General features: G+C 71.9%; 17 protein-coding genes and 2 tRNA genes. 8 read left to right on the top strand and 11 right to left on the bottom strand.

Annotated elements, in window-relative coordinates; genetic code table 11:
* Positions 1-60: 60 nt before the first annotated feature.
* From BLW85_RS25595 to BLW85_RS25575, 5 genes are all read right to left on the bottom strand, one after another.
* Complete coding sequence (locus BLW85_RS25595; RefSeq protein ID WP_070026997.1) at positions 61-1,041, bottom strand: hypothetical protein; 981 nt, start codon at positions 1,039-1,041, stop codon at positions 61-63.
* A gap of 217 nt (positions 1,042-1,258) precedes the next feature.
* On the bottom strand, positions 1,259-1,558 hold the full coding sequence (rsrA, locus tag BLW85_RS25590) for a mycothiol system anti-sigma-R factor (RefSeq protein ID WP_070026819.1): 300 nt from the start codon (positions 1,556-1,558) through the stop codon (positions 1,259-1,261).
* On the bottom strand, positions 1,555-2,253 hold the full coding sequence (sigR, locus tag BLW85_RS25585; protein WP_070026821.1) for an RNA polymerase sigma factor SigR: 699 nt from the start codon (positions 2,251-2,253) through the stop codon (positions 1,555-1,557). Before sigR ends, rsrA begins: the two co-directional genes overlap by 4 nt.
* Before the next feature lie 255 nt (positions 2,254-2,508).
* The gene (locus tag BLW85_RS25580) at positions 2,509-3,135 is read right to left on the bottom strand and encodes an alpha/beta hydrolase family protein (protein ID WP_074993208.1); all 627 of its coding nucleotides are present in this window, start codon (positions 3,133-3,135) and stop codon (positions 2,509-2,511) included.
* 199 nt (positions 3,136-3,334) lie between these two features.
* On the bottom strand, positions 3,335-4,150 hold the full coding sequence (locus tag BLW85_RS25575) for an SOS response-associated peptidase (protein WP_070026823.1): 816 nt from the start codon (positions 4,148-4,150) through the stop codon (positions 3,335-3,337).
* A gap of 50 nt (positions 4,151-4,200) precedes the next feature.
* Between BLW85_RS25575 and BLW85_RS25570 the strand changes: the two genes are divergently transcribed.
* From BLW85_RS25570 to BLW85_RS25555, 4 genes are all read left to right on the top strand, one after another.
* Positions 4,201-4,923, top strand: a complete 723-nt coding sequence (locus tag BLW85_RS25570) for a M50 family metallopeptidase (protein WP_074993207.1) — start codon at positions 4,201-4,203, stop codon at positions 4,921-4,923.
* Between the two features lie 57 nt (positions 4,924-4,980).
* Entirely contained in the window at positions 4,981-6,321 is a 1,341-nt protein-coding gene (gene aroA / locus BLW85_RS25565; RefSeq protein WP_070026826.1) for a 3-phosphoshikimate 1-carboxyvinyltransferase, read from the top strand.
* 9 nt (positions 6,322-6,330) lie between these two features.
* The gene (gene rsgA, locus BLW85_RS25560) at positions 6,331-7,341 is read left to right on the top strand and encodes a ribosome small subunit-dependent GTPase A (RefSeq protein WP_070026828.1); all 1,011 of its coding nucleotides are present in this window, start codon (positions 6,331-6,333) and stop codon (positions 7,339-7,341) included.
* An 84-nt stretch (positions 7,342-7,425) separates the two neighbouring features.
* Complete coding sequence (locus BLW85_RS25555; protein ID WP_070026832.1) at positions 7,426-7,749, top strand: DMT family transporter; 324 nt, start codon at positions 7,426-7,428, stop codon at positions 7,747-7,749.
* Positions 7,750-7,840: 91 nt separating this feature from the next.
* Here BLW85_RS25555 and BLW85_RS25550 read toward each other — a convergent pair whose 3' ends face one another.
* On the bottom strand, positions 7,841-8,434 hold the full coding sequence (locus BLW85_RS25550; RefSeq protein ID WP_074993206.1) for a TetR/AcrR family transcriptional regulator: 594 nt from the start codon (positions 8,432-8,434) through the stop codon (positions 7,841-7,843).
* 204 nt (positions 8,435-8,638) lie between these two features.
* Between BLW85_RS25550 and hisN the strand changes: the two genes are divergently transcribed.
* Entirely contained in the window at positions 8,639-9,439 is an 801-nt protein-coding gene (hisN, locus tag BLW85_RS25545) for a histidinol-phosphatase (protein ID WP_074993205.1), read from the top strand.
* A 151-nt stretch (positions 9,440-9,590) separates the two neighbouring features.
* Positions 9,591-9,998 carry a CBS domain-containing protein gene (locus tag BLW85_RS25540; protein ID WP_070026837.1) on the top strand — a complete coding sequence of 136 codons (408 nt, stop codon included), beginning with the start codon at positions 9,591-9,593 and terminating at the stop codon, positions 9,996-9,998.
* Between the two features lie 113 nt (positions 9,999-10,111).
* Here BLW85_RS25540 and BLW85_RS25535 read toward each other — a convergent pair whose 3' ends face one another.
* On the bottom strand, positions 10,112-11,566 hold the full coding sequence (locus BLW85_RS25535; protein WP_070026998.1) for a catalase: 1,455 nt from the start codon (positions 11,564-11,566) through the stop codon (positions 10,112-10,114).
* A gap of 145 nt (positions 11,567-11,711) precedes the next feature.
* On the opposite strand from BLW85_RS25535, the gene BLW85_RS25530 reads away from it, so the two are divergent.
* A complete protein-coding gene (locus BLW85_RS25530; protein ID WP_071828860.1) occupies positions 11,712-12,128 on the top strand; it encodes a Fur family transcriptional regulator in 417 nt (138 codons plus the stop codon).
* A 148-nt stretch (positions 12,129-12,276) separates the two neighbouring features.
* On the opposite strand, the gene BLW85_RS25525 is transcribed toward BLW85_RS25530, so the two are convergent.
* The 4 genes from BLW85_RS25525 to BLW85_RS25510 all read right to left on the bottom strand — a co-directional run bounded on the left by BLW85_RS25525 (position 12,277) and on the right by BLW85_RS25510 (position 17,487).
* Positions 12,277-12,350 (bottom strand) — tRNA-Met (locus tag BLW85_RS25525).
* 72 nt (positions 12,351-12,422) lie between these two features.
* Positions 12,423-14,261 carry a tetratricopeptide repeat protein gene (locus tag BLW85_RS25520; protein ID WP_070026839.1) on the bottom strand — a complete coding sequence of 613 codons (1,839 nt, stop codon included), beginning with the start codon at positions 14,259-14,261 and terminating at the stop codon, positions 12,423-12,425.
* Between the two features lie 216 nt (positions 14,262-14,477).
* A tRNA-Met gene (locus BLW85_RS25515) sits at positions 14,478-14,551 on the bottom strand.
* 41 nt (positions 14,552-14,592) lie between these two features.
* The gene (locus tag BLW85_RS25510) at positions 14,593-17,487 is read right to left on the bottom strand and encodes a UPF0182 family membrane protein (protein ID WP_071828751.1); all 2,895 of its coding nucleotides are present in this window, start codon (positions 17,485-17,487) and stop codon (positions 14,593-14,595) included.
* A gap of 164 nt (positions 17,488-17,651) precedes the next feature.
* Here BLW85_RS25510 and BLW85_RS25505 point away from each other — a divergent pair, with 164 nt between their 5' ends.
* Entirely contained in the window at positions 17,652-18,194 is a 543-nt protein-coding gene (locus tag BLW85_RS25505; protein WP_070026841.1) for a PPA1309 family protein, read from the top strand.
* Positions 18,195-18,257: the final 63 nt, after the last annotated feature.

The raw sequence follows: 18,257 nt of genomic DNA, 5'->3' as shown, positions 1-18,257 counted from the left end.
CTTCCTGCAAGCCTGGAAAATTCTGCGTGTACAGCCTAAAGGTGGCCGGTCACCCGCTGCTCAGCAAACCTCTTCCAAGTCCCGCCAGTCCCTCGAATCGGGGCTGTCGGCCACCCAGCCGTCCAGCAGTCCCCGCACCAGCGAGGGCGGCGCGGCCACCCCGCACTCGCGCTCCGGGACCCACAGCTGGCCGTCGGTGCGATGGCCCAGCGGGCCCGGGTGACCGGGTTCGCTGTGGTCGTGCGGGTCCAGGTGGACCCCCTCGCCCTCGTCGGACGGCATCCGGGACTCGCTGCACATCCGGCACAGCAGCCGCACCGAGGACGACCAGTCCTCCGCCGCGAACCCGGCGTCGGCGGCCAGCTGCTCCAGCGCGTCCCGGTCCGCCTCGGTGGCCGCCTCCAGCAGCACCACCCAGGTCGGGACGGGCGAGGGCGCCCACAGCTCGATCTCGTCGAAGACCGGGTAGCTGTGCCCGGCGGAGGTGGTGCGCTCGCCGTGCGGAACGCCGTCGTGCAGGACGACCTCGCCCCAGCGCCGGCCGGAGGAGGGCAGCGGGATGGACAGCACCTCGATCCGCGCGGGGTCCAGACGGCGGCCCCACACCACCTCGGCCTCGCCCTCCGGGGAGAGTCGTACGGCCGCGCTGCCCAGCTCCATGCCGAGCGGTTCCCCGGCGGCGGCGACACCCCCGGGCACCTTCAGCCCGTACGCCTGCCAGGCGCGGCGGGCCAGCGGCCAGTCCTGGAGGGCGGTGGCGGCGATGCCCACGTTCCACCAGTCGGGCGCGCCGGACTCCCGGTCGAGCAGGGCGACGGCGCGCAGTCCGGCGGCGCGGGCCTGCTCCCAGTCGTGCCGGAACTTGTGCAGCAGTGCCAGGTTGAACCAGGACTCGGACAGCCAGGGCTCCAGGTCGGCGGCGCGGGTCAGCAGTTCGCCCGCGTCCTCGTACCGGCCGTCGCCGATGAGCGTGAACGCGCGGTCGGTGGCCTGCCGCCAGGAGGCGGAGGGCCGGTGCCGTCCCTTGCCGAAGATCCTCACGATTCCCGCCTGCCAGTTCCGGTTCCGCACAGTGGGCTGGCTTGTGCCCCCGGGCGCCCTCTCCCTCGCATCCAACCACGTGCGGCGGGAACGGCGCTCATTACCCATGGGTTACCCAGGCGCGGGCGGGATCAGACAGTGCCGTACGTCTCCCCGGCGGCTTTCGGCAGCGGGGGCAGGCGCGTGCGCGCGAGGGCGGGAACCGGGCCCGGGTCGGTCAGCCGTCCTGGGCGGTGGTGATGTCGTGGTCGGGCGCGGGCTGCCCGGAGCGGAGCAGCTCCAGCCGCCCCATCACCTTGGCGCGCAGGTCCGCGGGCACGTCGTCATGGCCGCAGCACCGCTTGACCAGCTTCTTCACGGCCTGCTCCAGGCCGTACTTCTCCAGGCACGGCGAGCACTCCTCGAAGTGGTGCCGGAACTTGTCGCGATCGACGTCCGGCATCTCGCTGTCGAGGAACTCGTACAGATGGTCCAGGACCTCACCGCAGTCCGTCTCGTGCGGCTCTCCGCAGCTCATGAGCCCGAGCCTTTCGCTTCGTTCGACTCTCCGGCGCCCGCCGGGACCAGCCCGCGGTCACGGGCGTAGTCCTCCAGCATGCCGCGCAGTTGCCGGCGGCCCCGGTGCAGCCGGGACATCACCGTACCGATGGGTGTCCCCATGATGTCCGCGATCTCCTTGTAGGCAAACCCCTCGACATCGGCGAGATACACGGCGATGCGGAACTCCTCGGGGATGGCCTGGAGCGCTTCCTTCACGTCCGAGTCGGGCAGATGGTCGAGCGCCTGCGACTCGGCGGAGCGCAGCCCCGTCGACATGTGCGACTCGGCACGGGCGAGCTGCCAGTCCTCGATCTCCTCCGCCGCCGAACGCTGCGGCTCGCGCTGCTTCTTGCGGTAGGAGTTGATGAACGTGTTGGTGAGGATCCGGTACAGCCACGCCTTGAGGTTGGTGCCCTCGCGGAACTGGTGGAAGGACGCGTAGGCCTTGGCGTACGTCTCCTGCACGAGGTCCTCGGCGTCGGCCGGGTTGCGCGTCATGCGCAGGGCGGCCGAGTACATCTGGTCGAGGAATTCGAGCGCGTCCCGCTCGAAGCGCGCGCTGCGCTCCGCGGTCGACTCGGAGAACGCCTCCGCGTTCGCGCCCCGGCCCTCGGGCTGCTCCGCCTGGCCGCCGTTGTCGGTCCCCGCGTCGGTCCCAGTGACCGGACCCACCTCCTCAAGATCCCGGGTGGCACCGAAACCGGTCCCACTCGTTTCGGAGGATAGAACACGACCCTGGCCCGCCGCCCCTCGAATAGGACCGGCCTTGGGCGCGTGGAACACCGTCCAGTCCAGTTCGGTACTGGACTGCCGGGCCGGGCAGATGGTCGAACCCATGCGGCGGACTTCCTTCCCACGACGTCGGTGCCGAGGCCTCAGCACTTCTGTCCGCCTCAACAGCGCCGCCCCGCGCGGCATTCCCGGCCGTCACCCGAGTGACGCGGTCCACTCGGCGACCCCCTCGGTGATGATCTGGAGGGCCCGCTCCTGGGTGATGTCCGCGCGCTTGGGCACCGCGAAGCCGTGATCGCCCTGCGGCACCTCGATCAGCCGGAAGTCGCCCTCGGGGAACTCGGCGGGCCTGCCGAAGGGGTCGCTGCCGCCCTGGACGACGAGGGTGGGTCGGCCGGTGCCCAGCAGCTCCTGCGCCCGGGACTTCTCCGGCTTGCCCGGCGGGTGCAGCGGGAAGCTCAGCGCGAGCACCGCGCGGGCGCCCAGCTCGGTTGCCGTGCGGCAGGCGACGCGGGCGCCGGCGCTGCGGCCCCCGGAGATCACCGGCAGCTCCATCCCGGACAGCGAGGGCCAGATGCCCCGCCACCCGGCGTCCAGCGTCTTCGGGGCGGGCGCCACCTTCTTGCCCGCCACCCGCCAGGGCTGCTCCACCAGGGCGACAGTCACGCCGTGCGCGGGCAGGGCGCCCGCGAGGGCCTGGAGGTCGCGGGCCTCGACGCCACCGCCGGCGCCGTGGCTCAGCGCGAGCACGGCCCTGGGGTCCGTCGCCCGGTGCCAGGTGATGCGGGCGGTTCCTGTGTCGGTCTCGACAATCTCGATCACGCTAGGGCCTCTCGTTTGGATCAGGCCGGGCTCGCGGGGCCCGGCACGCACATCTGCGGCGTTGTCGTCAGTCGCCAACTCCCCCACGCTCGGCTTCGCTCGCACGGGGGCACCCCCACCGCGTTGACTCCCTCCTCCGCCTTGCATCTGCACGCACCAGACCCCGCTCCCTGATCCGGCCTGATCCAAACGAAAGACCCTAGAACAGTGTGCCCTCTTCCGGGCCCTCCAGCTCCTTCAGCAGCTCCGGCCCGTTGTTGCGGACGTTGCTGACGGCGGTGGCGACCGGGTAGGCGCGCATCAGTCCCGGCGGGGGCGGGGCGAGCAGGGCGCGCAGCTCCTCCGGGTCGGTGCGGGAGGGGTCCAGCCAGGCGTCCCAGCGGTCCGGGGTGAGCATCAGCGGCATCCGGGGGTGGATCTCCGCGAGCGAGCGGGGGCCCTCGGCCGGGGCGACGGCGAGCGGGGTCCGCTCGGCCTCCGTGGTGATCACCGAGCAGGTGACCCACCAGGCCTGGGGGTGGTCGTCGGGCAGCGTCCGGTCGCGCCAGAACTCGTAGAGGCCGGCCATCGCGAACACCGAGCCGTCGGCGGGCAGCACGAAGTACGGCTGCTTGCGGGGCCGCTTCTTCTTCCCCTCGACCTCCAGGTCCCGTTCCTGCTGTCCGGTCACCCATTCGTAGTAACCGTCGGCGGGCAGGATGCACCGGCGGGCGGCGAAGGCGCGGCGGTAGGCGGGCTTCTCGTGCACGGTCTCGGCGCGCGCGTTGATCATCCGGGCGCCGCCCTCGGGGGTCTTGGCCCAGGACGGCACCAGGCCCCATCGCAGCCGGCGCAGCTGGCGAACCGGGCGCGGCGAGTCCGCGTCTTTCAGGGGGCGGTCGAGTACGGCGTGGACCTCCTTGGTGGGGGCCACGTTGTAGTCCGGCTCCAGGGCCTCCTCGGGCTCCCACCTCTCGATCCCGAAGGCGTGGGCGAGGTCCTCGGGCCTACGACTGGCTGCATACCGTCCGCACATACGTGCCACACTGCCAGACTCCGCACCGACCCAGGGAGCCACTCGGACACATGAACGACCTCGCCGCCACCGCGCTCCCCGACCTCTGGGACCGGCTCACCGGCACCCAGCCCGACCCCGCCCTGTGGGTGGTGCTCGCCACCCTGGCCGCCGCTCTGGTGGTGATCGCCCCGCGCCCGGTGTGGCTGATATCGCGCAACGCGATCACCATCGCGCACGAGGGCGGCCACGGGCTGATCGCCCTGCTCACCGGCCGGCAGCTGACCGGCATCCGGCTGCACTCGGACACCAGCGGGCTCACGGTGAGCCGCGGCAAGCCGTACGGGCTCGGCATGATCCTCACCGCGGCGGCGGGCTACACCGCCCCCTCGCTGCTGGGCCTCGGCGGCGCCGCGCTGCTGGCCACGGGCCGCATCACGCTGCTGCTGTGGGCGGCGACGGCGCTGCTGGCGCTGATGCTGGTGATGATCCGCAACGCGTACGGCGTGCTGACCGTGGTGCTCGCGGGCGGTGCGTTCCTGCTGGTGTCCTGGCTCGCGGGGCCGCAGGTGCAGGCGGCGTTCGCGTACGCCGTGGTGTGGTTCCTGCTGGTCGGGGGCGTACGGCCGCCGTTCGAGCTCCAGCGCAAGCGCCGACGGGGCGACGCCGGGGACTCGGACGCGGACCAGTTGTCGCGGCTGACGCACGTCCCGGCGGGCCTGTGGCTGTTCCTGTTCCACGCGGTGTCGCTGTGCTCGCTGATCGGCGGGGGCCGCTGGCTGCTGGAGGTCTGAGACCGCCCCGCGAGGTTGACCTGCGGCCCTTCTCATAAAGCCTTATAAAGTGGGCCCATGGCCCCGAACACCGCCTCCTCCGCCCTCTGGCCCGCCCCGCACGCGAGCGGAGCCGTCGACGCCACGGTCCACGTGCCGGGGTCCAAGTCGGTCACCAACCGCGCCCTGGTGCTGGCCGCCCTCGCCTCCGAGCCCGGCTGGCTGCGCCGCCCGCTGCGCTCCCGCGACACCCTGCTGATGGCGGACGCGCTGCGGGCCATGGGCGTGGAGATCGAGGAGACGGTGTCGTCCAGCTCCTCCGTCGCGGCCGGCTCCGACGCCGCCGGCGAGGCCTGGCGGGTGCTGCCGACCGGGCTGCACGGCCCGGCCACGGTGGACGTCGGCAACGCCGGCACCGTGATGCGCTTCCTGCCCCCGGTGGCCGCGCTGGCCGACGGCCCGATCCGGTTCGACGGTGACCCGCGGTCGTACGAGCGTCCCCTGCACGGCGTGATCGACGCGCTGCGCGTGCTGGGCGCCCGGATCGACGACGACGGCCGGGGCGCGCTGCCGCTGACCGTGCACGGCGGCGGGGCGCTGGACGGCGGCCCGGTCTCCATCGACGCGTCGTCCTCCTCGCAGTTCGTCTCCGCCCTGCTGCTGTCCGCCCCGCGCTTCAACCAGGGCGTGGAGGTCCGGCACACGGGCGCGACGCTGCCCTCCATGCCGCACATCCGGATGACGGTGGACATGCTGCGCGCGGTCGGCGCCCAGGTGGACACCCCGGAGTCGGGCGGCGAGCCGAACGTGTGGCGGGTGACGCCGGGCGCGCTGCTCGGCCGGGACCTGACGATCGAGCCGGACCTGTCCAACGCGCAGCCGTTCCTGGCGGCGGCGCTGGTGACGGGCGGCAAGGTGCTGATCCCGGACTGGCCCGAGCGCACCACCCAGCCGGGCGACCGGCTGCGCGAGATCTTCACCGAGATGGGCGGCTCCTGCGAACTGACCGAGTACGGGCTGGTGTTCACGGGTTCCGGCGCCGTCCACGGCATCGACGTCGACCTCGGTGACGTCGGCGAGCTGACCCCGGGCATCGCGGCCGTCGCCGCGCTCGCCGACTCCCCCTCGACCCTGCGCAACGTGGCCCATCTGCGGCTGCACGAGACGGACCGGCTGGCCGCGCTCACCAAGGAGATCAACGAGCTCGGCGGCGACGTCACGGAGACGGCCGACGGTCTGCACATCCGCCCGCGCCCGCTGCACGGCGGCACCTTCCACACCTACGAGGACCACCGCATGGCCACCGCCGGCGCGATCATCGGCCTGGCGGTCGAGGGCGTGCGCATCGAGAACATCGCGACGACGGCGAAGACCCTGCCGGACTTCCCCGAGCTGTGGACCGGGATGCTCGGGCAGTAGGGACACGCCATGCGCCGCTACGGCAAGCACACCGACGAGGACGACATCCGCACGCGCCCCAACCGCAAGGGCAACCGGCCGCGGACCAACATCCGGCCCAAGCACGAGGACGCGGCCGAGGGACTGGTCCTCACCGTGGACCGCGGGCGGCTGACCTGCCTGGTCGAGGACCGGGTCGTGATGGCGATGAAGGCGCGGGAGCTGGGCCGCAAGGCCGCGGTGGTCGGCGACCGGGTGGCGCTGGTCGGTGATCTGTCCGGCAGGAAGGACACGCTCGCGCGGATCGTGCGGATCGAGGCGCGCGCCTCGGTGCTGCGGCGCACGGCGGACGACGACGACCCGTACGAGCGGGTGGTGGTCGCCAACGCCGACCAGCTGGCGATCGTCACGGCCCTCGCGGACCCCGAGCCCCGGCCCCGGCTGATCGACCGCTGTCTGGTCGCCGCCTACGACGGCGGGCTCGAACCGCTGCTGGTGCTGACCAAGTCGGACCTGGCCCCGCCGGACAAACTCCTGGAGCTGTACGGCGATCTGGACATCCCCTACGTGGTCACCAGCCGCGACGAACTGGAGAACGGGGACGCGGCGGACCGGGTGCGCGAGCACCTCGGGGGCCGGATCACCGCGTTCGTGGGCCACTCGGGCGTGGGCAAGACGACACTGGTGAACGCGCTGGTGCCGGAGGAGCGGCGGCGTACGACGGGACACGTCAACGCGGTGACGGGGCGCGGCCGGCACACCACCACGTCGGCGCTCGCGCTGCCGCTGGCGCGGGCGGACGGCTGGGTGGTCGACACCCCCGGGGTGCGGTCCTTCGGTCTGGCGCACATCGATCCGTCCCGGGTCATCCACGCCTTCCCGGACCTGGAGCCGGGCACCGCGGACTGCCCGCGCGCGTGCAGCCACGACGAGCCGGACTGCGCGCTGGACGCCTGGGTGGAGGCGGGGCACGCGGACCCGGCGCGGCTGTACTCGCTGCGGCGGCTGCTGGCGACGCGGGAGCGCACGGAAGGCGACTGACCTTCGCGTTGTGCGCCCGACCGGGGGTGCGGCACGTGCATAATCACACCGGGTCGGGGTTCCGGATCAACGGGAGGACAGCGCATGGCGTGGCTGCTGGTCATCGTGGCCGGAATGCTGGAGACCGGCTTCGCCGTGTGCCTCAAGCTCTCCCACGGCTTCACCCGGCTGTGGCCGACGATCGCCTTCGCGTCCTTCGCCCTCGGCAGCTTCGGCCTGCTGACCCTCTCCCTGCGCAAACTCGACGTCGGCCCGGCCTACGCGGTGTGGACCGGCATCGGCGCGACCGGCACCGCGATCTACGGCATGATCTTCCTCGGCGACGTGGTCTCCACCCTGAAGCTCGTCTCCATCGCCTTCGTGATCGTGGGCATCATCGGTCTGCAACTGTCGGGATCGGCGCACTAGTTGCGCGGGACGCGGTCTCGCGGTGAGTGGCGGGCGGGTCAACCGCCGCCGCCCCGCGCCGGGTAGCCCGTCGCGGGGTGCCGGGTGAGGGTCAGCGCGCGGGGTGCGGCACCACGGCCCGGACCAGTTCGGCGAGCCCGCCCTCGGCCGGCGGTGCCGCCACGCAGGAGAGGGCGAGACGCACGACGAGCTCGCAGGAACGGGCGAGTTCGGCGGTGGCCGCGTCGCCCGTGCCGGGTGCGGCGAGCGCGGTAACGGCACGGTCGCGGACCATCCGGACGAGGTCCGGTGGCGTGGGCAGCGGCCGCTCCGCCCGGCGCGGGGCCGGTACCCGGACCGGGCCGCGCCACGGCCGGGGCAGCCGTTCGCTCCAGCAGCCGGTGAGCAAGGCCCGGACCAGCGCGTTGTCCCGGGCCGCCGCGGTCGTCCACTCGGCGGTCGCGGTGAGCCGCTCCCGGGTGCCGCCGGTGCCGGCGAGGGCCCGCTCCACCCCGGCGAGATATCCCTCGGTCTCCCGGCGCACCAGCGCCCGCGCGAGGCCGTCCTTGCTGCCGAACTCGTTGTAGAGCGTCTGCCGGGACACGCCCGCCGCGGCGGCCACCTCCACCATCCGCACCGCCGGCCACGGCCGGCGGTCGAGCGCCGTGAAAGCGGCGTCCAGCAGGGACTCCCGGGCAGCAGCCATCCTCGCCTCCCTGGGTCGAAGGGCGTTCCGCCCAGATTTGACGGGCTTTCGGGAGGTGTCAAGGGGGGAGGGAAGGGCCACCCGCGCGTCCGGCCGCCCGCCCCGGGGCCTCCGGGAGGCGGCAGCGCCGTCGGCCGCGACCGCGAACCGCCCGGAAAGCCCCTCGCTGGCCCCGCGCCGACCTCGACCGATAGCGTGACGTACATGCCGGACTACCTCGACGACCTCCGTCTCGCCCACGTCCTCGCCGACGCGGCCGACGCCGCCACCATGGACCGCTTCAAGGCCCTCGACCTCAAGGTGGAGACGAAGCCGGACATGACCCCGGTGAGCGAGGCGGACAAGGCGGCCGAAGAACTCATCCGCGGCCAGCTCCAGCGGGCCCGCCCCAGAGACGCGGTCCTCGGCGAGGAGTATGGCATCGAGGGCTCCGGCCCCCGCCGCTGGGTGATCGACCCGATCGACGGCACCAAGAACTACGTGCGCGGCGTGCCCGTCTGGGCCACCCTGATCTCGCTGATGGAGGCCGGTGAGGGCGGCTACCAGCCCGTCGTCGGCCTCGTCTCCGCCCCCGCCCTCGGCCGCCGCTGGTGGGCCGCGAAGGGACACGGCGCCTTCACCGGCCGCAACCTGACCTCGGCGTCCCGTATCCACGTCTCCGGCGTGAGCGACCTCGCGGACGCCTCCTTCGCCTACTCGTCCCTGTCCGGCTGGGAGGAGCAGGACCGGCTCGACGGCTTCCTCGACCTCACCCGCCAGGTCTGGCGCACCCGCGGGTACGGGGACTTCTGGCCGTACATGATGGTCGCCGAGGGCTCGGTGGACCTGTGCGCGGAGCCGGAGCTGTCGCTGTGGGACATGGCCGCCAACGCCATCGTCGTCACGGAGGCCGGCGGCACCTTCACCGGGCTCGACGGCCGCCCCGGCCCGCACAGCGGCAACGCGGCGGCCTCCAACGGGCTGCTGCACGACGAGATGCTGGGGTATCTCAACCGGCGCCAGTGAGACAGGCGGGACGCTTGCGCACGCCCCCCGGCGGTCCGCGTGCGCCCTCTTGTTGACCCGGCCTTGGCCTGAGACGCTGAGACCACCCCCACTTGTGAATTTGTGAATCCGGGGACAAGGTTCCCGGATCCTCCAGGAGGTGGCCCCACCCATGCTGGTCCGCGACGCCATGAGCACGGTGATCCTCACCCTCGGCCCCGCCCACACCCTCCGTGAAGCAGCCACTTTGATGTCCGCGCGGCGCATCGGCGCCGCCGTCGTACTCGACCCGGACGCCGGCGGCATCGGCATCCTCACCGAGCGCGACGTCCTCAACTCCGTCGGCCTCGGCCAGGACCCGGACACCGAGCGCGCCCACGCGCACACCACCACCGACGTCGTCTTCGCCGCGCCGACCTGGACGCTGGAGGAGGCCGCCCGGGCCATGACCCACGGCGGCTTCCGGCACCTGATCGTGCTGGACCACGGCGAGGTCGCCGGAATCGTCTCGGTCCGGGACATCATCCGCCGCTGGGTCCCGGACCGCGAGCCCGCCGGACTGGCCCGGGCCGGCTCCTGAGGCCGGCCGGGACACCGCTCCGGCCCCGGCGGCGCCCCCGGGCACGCGAAACGGGCCGGACCCCGAGCACCAGGGGATCCGGCCCGTCCGACAGGCGCAGGCGTGCCGTCGGCTCAGCCGCGCAGCGCCCGCACCGCCGCCTCCAGCCGCTTGCCGAAGTCGGCGTCCGCGGCCGCGAAGTTGCCGATCGCGCGCTCCGCGATGTCCTCGCGGGAGACCTGGGAGATCGCCCCGGCCAGGTTGGCGACCAGCCGCTCCTTCTCCTCCTCCGTCATCAGCCGGTAGAGGTTGCCCGCCTGCACGAAGTCGTCGTCCTCGGCGTGCCGCGGAGTCGGGTGGTCACCGGTGCCGGCGGTGAAACCGTCGTACGACGCCCACAGCGCGCGCCCGGTCTGCTGCGGCCCGCCGAAGCTGTTGGGCTCGTAGTTCTTGGCGCCGCCGTGCCGGCCGTCGTAGAGGTGGCCGTCGCGGGAGTGGGTGCGCGCCTCGGTGGCGTGCGGACGGTTGACCGGCAGGTGGTCGGCGTTGATGCCGACGCGGTAGCGGTGCGCGTCGCCGTACGCGAAGAGCCGGCCCTGGAGCATCTTGTCCGGCGAGGGGCCGATGCCCGGCACGAAGTGCGAGGGGCTGAAGATCGACTGCTCGACCTCGGCGAAGATGTTCTGCGGGTTGCGGTTCAGCTCCAGCTTGCCGATCTCGATGACCGGGTAGTCCGCGTGCGGCCACACCTTGGTCAGGTCGAACGGGTTGAAGCGGTACGTCGCCGCGTCCGCCACCGGCATGATCTGCACGCCCACGGTCCAGCTCGGGAACTCGCCCCGCTCGATCGCCTCGCGCAGGTCACGCTGGTGCGAGTCGGGGTCCTGGCCGGCGAGGACGGCGGCCTCCTCGGCGGTGAGGTTCTTGATCCCCTGGTCGGTCTTGAAGTGGTACTTGACCCAGAAGGCCTCGCCGGCCTCGTTGTTCCACTGGAAGGTGTGCGAGCCGAAGCCGTCCATGTGCCGGTACGACGCCGGGATGCCGCGGTCGCCGAACAGCCAGGTCACCTGGTGCGTCGACTCGGGCGACAGGCTCCAGAAGTCCCAGACGTTGTCGGCCTCCGTGCTGCCGGTGTACGGGTCGCGCTTCTGGGTGTGGATGAAGTCGGGGAACTTGATCGCGTCCCGGATGAAGAAGACCGGGGTGTTGTTGCCGACGAGGTCGTAGTTGCCCTCCTCGGTGTAGAACTTCACCGCGAAACCGCGCGGGTCGCGGACGGCGTCCGCCGCGCCCAGGTTCCCGGCCACGGTGGAGAAGCGCAGGAAGACCTCGGTCTCCTTGCCGATCTCCGAGAGGAACGCGGCGCGGGTGTACGGCGTCACGTCCGCGGTCACCGTGAAGGTGCCGTAGGCCCCGGCGCCGCGCGCGTGCACGACCCGCTCCGGGATGCGCTCCCGGTTGAAGTGGGCCAGCTTCTCCAGCAGCAGCTGGTCCTGGACCAGAACGGGGCCGCCGACGCCCGCCGTCTCGCTGTTCTGGTTGTCGGCCACCGGAGCACCGGCCTCCGTGGTGAGCGGTCCCTGTGTCACGTGCGCCTCCTGCGTCATCGCCGGCCAATCCTGTCCCTTGGCCAAAGCCGAGTCCGATCCTACATTGGACTTAGTCCAAGTCAAACAGGATTCCAATCTCACACCTATTCCCGTCCTGGTCCCCCTTGCTGTTAGGCTGGTAGCCATGAGCGACCTTCTGGAACGACTGCGTGGACGCGGATGGCGGATGACCGCGCAGCGACGCGTGGTGGCCGAGGTCCTCGACGGCGAGCACGTCCATCTGACAGCCGACGAGGTCCATGCGCGGGCTGTCGCGAAGCTGCCGGAGATCTCCCGGGCGACCGTCTACAACACGCTCGGTGAGCTGGTCACCCTCGGCGAGGTCCTGGAAGTCACCACGGACAAGCGCGCCAAGCGGTACGACCCGAACGCGCACCGGCCGCACCACCACCTGGTCTGCGCCCACTGCGGCGCGATCCGTGACGTGCACCCGACGGGCAACCCGCTCGCCGACCTCCCCGACGCCGAGCGCTTCGGCTTCACGGTGTCGGACGTCGAGGTGACGTACCGGGGGCTGTGCCCGGAGTGCGCGGGCGCCTGACGCGAGCGCGCACGGAGCGACGGAGGGGGCCGCGAGCCCCCTCTTTTTTTTGCGCCCGCACAGGGGCGCCCACGGCCAGCCGCTCGCGGCGGCCCGCATACGACAGAGGGCCGGAATCCATTTCTGGATTCCGGCCCTCGGCCTTCAGTAGCGGGGACAGGATTTGAACCTGCGACCTCTGGGTTATGAGCCCAGCGAGCTACCGAGCTGCTCCACCCCGCGTCGGTGAACACGACATTACGCGAGGGAAGCCGACGGAAGCAAATCCATTCGAGGGCGAGTGACCGGGGCCACTTATGCCGACAGCTCCTCGCGCAGCGCGTCCCGCAGCCGCCCCGCCCGCTCCGTGACCTCCGCCGGGCCCAGCTCCGCCGCCCGGGCCGCCCAGCGCTGCCCCTCCGCCAGCTCGCCCCGGCGCGCGTAGACGAGCGCGAGCCGCAGCGCCGCGCGCCCGTGCCCGTCGTCCGCCGCCCGCGTCCACCACACCACGGCCTCCGGCTCGCTGCCCTCGCGCGCCAGCAGCAGCCCGAGGTTGAAGGCGCCGTTGCGCGACCCGGCCTCGGCCGCCGCCCGGTACCAGCGCGCCGCCTCCACCACGTCGCCGCGCGCGGAGGCGAGCATGCCGACCCGCACCTGGGCCCGCCGGTGCCCCTGCTGCGCGGCCCGCTCGTACCACTCCTCGCACTCGGCCTTCTCGTGCGCGCTCTCCCCCAGCTCGTGCGCGGGCCGCGGCGGCCGGCGGGCGTCCAGCAGGGCGGCCAGCCGGTATGCCGCCTCCGCGCTGCCGCCCCCCGCGGCGCAGCGCAGATGCCGCTCGGCGGCCCGCTCGTCGCCCTCGCGCAGCCGGGCCATGCCGACCTGGAGCGCCGCCTCGGTGTGCCCGGCGGCGGCCGCCCGCTCGTACCAGCGCAGCGCCATCGCCTCCTCGCCGCGCCCGGCGTAGAGGATGCCGAGGTTGAAGGCCGCGTCCACGCTGCCGGCCTCGGCCGCCTTGGAGAACCACGGCTCCGCGCCGGAGGCGTCGCCGACCTGGAGCAGCAGGATGGCCAGCGCGTTGGCGGCCTCCCGGTGCCCGGCGTAGGCGGCACGCCGGTACCACTGCTCGGCCTGCGCGGTGCGGCCCTGCTCGGCGCAGAGCAGGGCGAGGTTGTAGGCGCCGTTGTCGTCGCCCGCGTCCAGCGCGGCCCGGTACCAGCGCTCGGCGGTCTGGGTCTCGCCGCGCTCGGCGTGCAGCGCGCCGAGCGCGTTGGCCGCGTTGCCGTCGCCCTCCTGGGCGGCCCGCAGCCACCACACGGCCGCGCTCTCGGTGTCCCCGGCGTCCCGCAGCAGGAAGCCGAGGGCGCAGGCGGCCCGCGGCTCGCCGTCCTTGGCGGCGGTCAGGTACCAGTGCCCGGCCTCCTTCAGCTCGCCGCGCTGCTCCAGGATCGCCCCGAGGTGCAGGGCGGCCCGCCGGTGACCGCGCGCGGCGGCCTGCCGGTACCACTGCTCGGCCTCCTCGGCGGCCTCGTCCTCCGCGGCCGCGTCCCGCCGCCCGGTCGCGCACTCGTCGTCGAAGCGCCCGGTCCCGCGGTCGAGGGCGCGCGCCACCCGGTAGGCGGCCTCCCGGTGCCCGCGCTCGGCGGCGAGCCGCATCCAGTGCCCGGCGGTGGCGTCCCCGCGGTGCTCCAGCAGGTCGGCGAGCGCGTAGATGCCGAGGACGTGGCCCTGCTCGGCGGACTGGCGCAGCCAGTACTCGGCGGCGGGTTCGTCGCCGCGTTCGCGGTGGTAGCGGCCGAGCGCGTGCCCGGCGGCGGCGGAACCGGCGACGGCGGCGATGCGCCACCAGCCCGCGGCCTCGTCGGGGTACCCGCGCTGGTGCAGCAGGACGCCCAGGTTGTTGGCGGCGGCCCGGTCACCGGCCGCGGTGGCGGCCCGCAGATGGGGTTCGGCTCCTTCGAGGTCGCCGCGGCGCAGCAGCATGGCACCGAGGACGCTGGCGGCCTCCGCGTCACCGCTGCGCGCGGCGAGCGCGAGGCGTACCTCGTCGGCGGCGTCGGCCATGTCGCCCACCTCGTCGCGGACCGGCCCCTCACCAAAAGTCTGTACAAATCGCCCTGACTCGAACAGAGTTGCCTTGTCCCCCATAACGTCCATCGTCGCACCACCCGCAACCTGGGTACACCCGGTATACCCCACCCCGTGAGGTCACTTCAGCGTTTTGTCGACATGCCCACAGGACGACAAGTCAAACACACAGCGCCCAACTCCTCACGGCGGCGCGGCGATACACCTTCCCCGATCCCGCCCCGATACGTGTCCGCACACCACGAAGGCCCGGATCCTCTTGAGGATCCGGGCCTTCGATGGCAGTAGCGGGGACAGGATTTGAACCTGCGACCTCTGGGTTATGAGCCCAGCGAGCTACCGAGCTGCTCCACCCCGCGTCGTTGTTCCTCAACCGTATCACGACACGGGACGGCCTCGGTCAGCCCTTGTTCCCGCCCTTCTTGCCCGCGGCCTCGTGCTCCGCCTTCTCGGCCCGCTCCAGCGCGGACTTGAGGTCCTTCTGGGCCTTGGCGTAGGCATCCCAGTCCGGGCCGTCCGGCTGCTTCAGCGCCTTCTGACCCGCGTCGAAGGCCTTCTGGGCGTCGGCCAGGGCCTGCCGGACCGTCGGATCGCCGGACGCGGGCGGGGCGGCGGCGCCGGTGTCCGGCGGCGCGGTCGTGTCGCCCTGCTTGCCGAAGATCTTGTCCAGTGCCTCGCCCAGCGTGTTCTCGAACGCCGGCGGCTTGCCCTCGTAGGTCACCAACACCTTGCGCTGCAAGGGGAGTTTGAGTCCACCGCCGCGTACGTAGACCGGCTCCACATAGAGCAGTCCGCCGTCCAGCGGCACGGTCAGCAGATTGCCGTACTCCACCTCCGAGTCGCCGCCCTTGAGGAGTTTGATGGCGGCGGCGATGTTCTGTTCGGAGTTGAACTGGCTCTGCACCTGCTTGGGCCCGTCGACCGTCTGGCTGGTGGGCAGTTTCAGGATTCTGATCTTGCCGTAATCGGCGCTGTCCGCCTCGGAGTCGACCGACATGAAGGCGCTGAGGCTGTACCGGCCGGCCGGCGTGAACGTGGTCGACAGCGAGAACGCCTGCTTGCTCTGGTCGGGCATCTTCATGCTCAGGTAGTACGGCGGCACCGCGTCACCCGACTTGTTGGTCGGGTCGGCCGGCACCTGCCACACCTCGCTGCCGGTGAGGAAGGTCTGCGCGTCCGTCACGTGGTAGCGGGTGAGCAGCTCGCGCTGGACCTTGAACAGGTCCTGCGGGTACCGCAGATGGGACAGCAGCTGCGGCGAGATGGCGCTCTTGGGCCGCACCGTGCCGGGGAACGCCTTCATCCAGGTCTTCAGCACCGGGTCCTGGGTGTCCCACTGGTAGAGCCTGACCTCGCCGGTGTACGCGTCGACGGTCGCCTTCACCGAGTTGCGGATGTAGTTGACCTGGTTCTGCTGGGCGACCACGCTGCGGTCGTCCCTGCCGGTGCTCAGCGAGTCGGCCGTGGTGTCGCCGAGGGTCGTACGGGAGGAGTACGGGTAGCCGTTCGACGTCGTGTAGGCGTCGACGATCCACTGTATGCGGCCGTCGACGACGGCCGGGTAGGCGTCGCCGTCGATGGTCAGCCAGGGGGCGACCGCCTCGACGCGCTCCTTGGGCGTGCGGTTGTACAGGATCCGCGAACCCTTGCCGATCGCGCCCGAGTAGAGGATCTGCGGCTCGTTGAACGCCACCGCGTACGCGGCCCGGTTGACCGGGTTGTCGAGGTTGACGCCGCTCTTGCCCGTGTAACTGGTGGTCTTCTCGCCGTTGTCGTCGGTGGAGTAGTCGATCTCCTTCTGGGGACCGCCGACGATGGAGTAGGTGGTGGTCTTCTCGCCGTAGTACACCTGCGGCTGGTAGCTGCCGAGGTCGCCCTCGGGGGGCAGGTTGTACTCGGTGAAGACGGGCTCGCCGTCGTCGGCCTCGGTGCCCTTGGCGGCGACCACGCCGTAGCCGTGCGTGTAACGGAAGTGGTCGTTGATCCAGTTGTGCTTGATCCCCTTGCCCTTGAGGTTCAGCTCGCGCACGCCTATGACGGTGTCCTGGAGCTTGCCGTCCTTGGTGGGGTACCGGTCGACGTCCAGGTTGGCCGGGAAGCCGTAGTAGTCCTTCACCTGCTGCGCCTGCTGGAACGTCGGCGAGACGATGTTCGGGTCCATGATCCGGATGCTCGCCGCGTCGTCCGCGTCCGCGCGCAGCTTGGCGTCGTCCTCGGTGTCGGGCTTGCCCTCGTACTTGACGACCTGGGTGTCGTCGATGCCGTACGCCTTGCGGGTCGCCGCTATGTTCTTCTGGACGTACGGGGCTTCCTTGGCCTGCTCGTTGGGCTGGACCTGGAACTTCTGCACGATCGCCGGGTACAGCCCGCCGATCAGGATCGCCGACAGCACCATCAGGCCGAAGCCGATGACGGACAGCTGCCAGGTGCGCCGCCACAGGGTCGCGAAGAACAGCAGCGCGCAGATGACGGCGATGCAGAACAGGATCGTCTTGGCCGGCAGGTAGGCGTTGGCGTCGACATAGCGCAGACCGGTCCAGTCGCCCGACTTGAAGCCGCTGGACTTCACCGCGAGGCCGTACCGGTCGAGCCAGTAGGCGACCGCCTTGAGGGCGACGAAGAGGCCGAGCAGCACCGAGAGGTGCCCGGTCGCGGCGGCCGTGGCGCGCGCGCCGGGGCTGGTGAGGCGCAGCCCGCCGTACAGGTAGTGGGTGAAGGCGGCGGCGATCAGGCACAGAATCACGGCGGCGAAGCCGAAGGCCAGCAGGAACCGGTACCAGGGCAGTTCGAAGGCGTAGAAGGAGATGTCCAGGTGGAACTGGGGGTCCTTCTGGTGGAAGGGGACGCCGTTCACCCACATCAGCCACGTGCGCCACTGGCCGGCGGCCGAGGCGCCCGCGATCAGCCCGACCAGGGCGCTGATCGCGACCAGCAGCCAGGTCTTGTACGGCGCGAGGCCCATCCGGTAGCGGTCAAGGTTCTGCTGCTCCATGGACATGGCGCTCAGCGGGGGCCGCAGCCGGTGCGCGAGCCAGATGTTCAGGCCGACCACGAACGCGGTGAGCAGACCGAAGACGAGGAACAGGCCGATCTTCGTCCACAGTGTGGTGGTGAACACGGACGAGTAGTGCACCGACCGGTACCACAGCCAGTCCGTCCAGAAGCCGGCGAACATGCTGAACGCCATGCCGAGGACGGCGAGCACGCCCAGGGTCAGGATGAGGACCCTGACCCGCCGGGACGGTCGGCCCGCTCCGGTCCGTGGCCCCCTAGGGCCTTGGCCGCGGTCCGGCATCTGGAAAGCCAAGGTGCGCCCCTCGAAGTTCGCTCTCGATCCATCAGGTCCCCGTTCTCGCGGACCCCTGGTGGCCCCCCGTGATCGCGGGCCGACACCTATGCAACTTACCCAGGCCCTGCTCGGTTCCCGATTCCGGTGGGGAACCAGGCAGGATTGTGCCCATGTCCAACACTCCCATGGCGGCGAACCCGCTCACCCGGGCCGTACTCGAGATCGACGAGTACGTCTCCGGCCTCGGCTGGGACCAGCCCGCTCGCCTCTTCGCCCTCGTCGACACCGCCCGGCTGCGCAGCCAGGAACCCGCGCTCGCGGCCCAGCTGGGCCTCGAGGACGAGTCCGAGACCGTCGGTCTCACCCCGATCGAGCAGGACGAGATCCCGTCCGGCAAGCCGCTCGACGAGTTCCTCGCCACCATCGCCTGGCCGGACGCGGTGGCCGGCTGCGCGCTCGCGGTGGAGCGGCTGATGCTGCCGCCGTCCGCCGAGGCACAGGTCCCGCAGGACCTCAGCGAGGCCAAGCTGGCCAAGTGGGTGGCCGAACACCCCGAGCGCCAGGAGGTCCGGATGACGGTGGCGGTGCTGCGCGACGGCGGCCGCGAGTCGGCGCTGCGGCTGCGCGAGAAGGACTCTCCCACGGAGGTCCTGACCGGCCCGGACCTGGTGCCGGGCCTCGCGGAGGCCCTGTCGGCGACGTTCGCCGACTGATTCGGCTCCGCGGTACGGCGGTGGGGGCGCCCCTGGTCGAACGGGCGCCCCCAGCCGTGCCGG

This window comes from Streptomyces misionensis, assembly GCF_900104815.1.
Lineage (GTDB): Bacteria > Actinomycetota > Actinomycetes > Streptomycetales > Streptomycetaceae > Streptomyces > Streptomyces misionensis.
The sequence above is the reverse complement of the archived record's forward strand: the minus strand, read 5'-3'. Positions and strand labels throughout refer to the sequence as shown.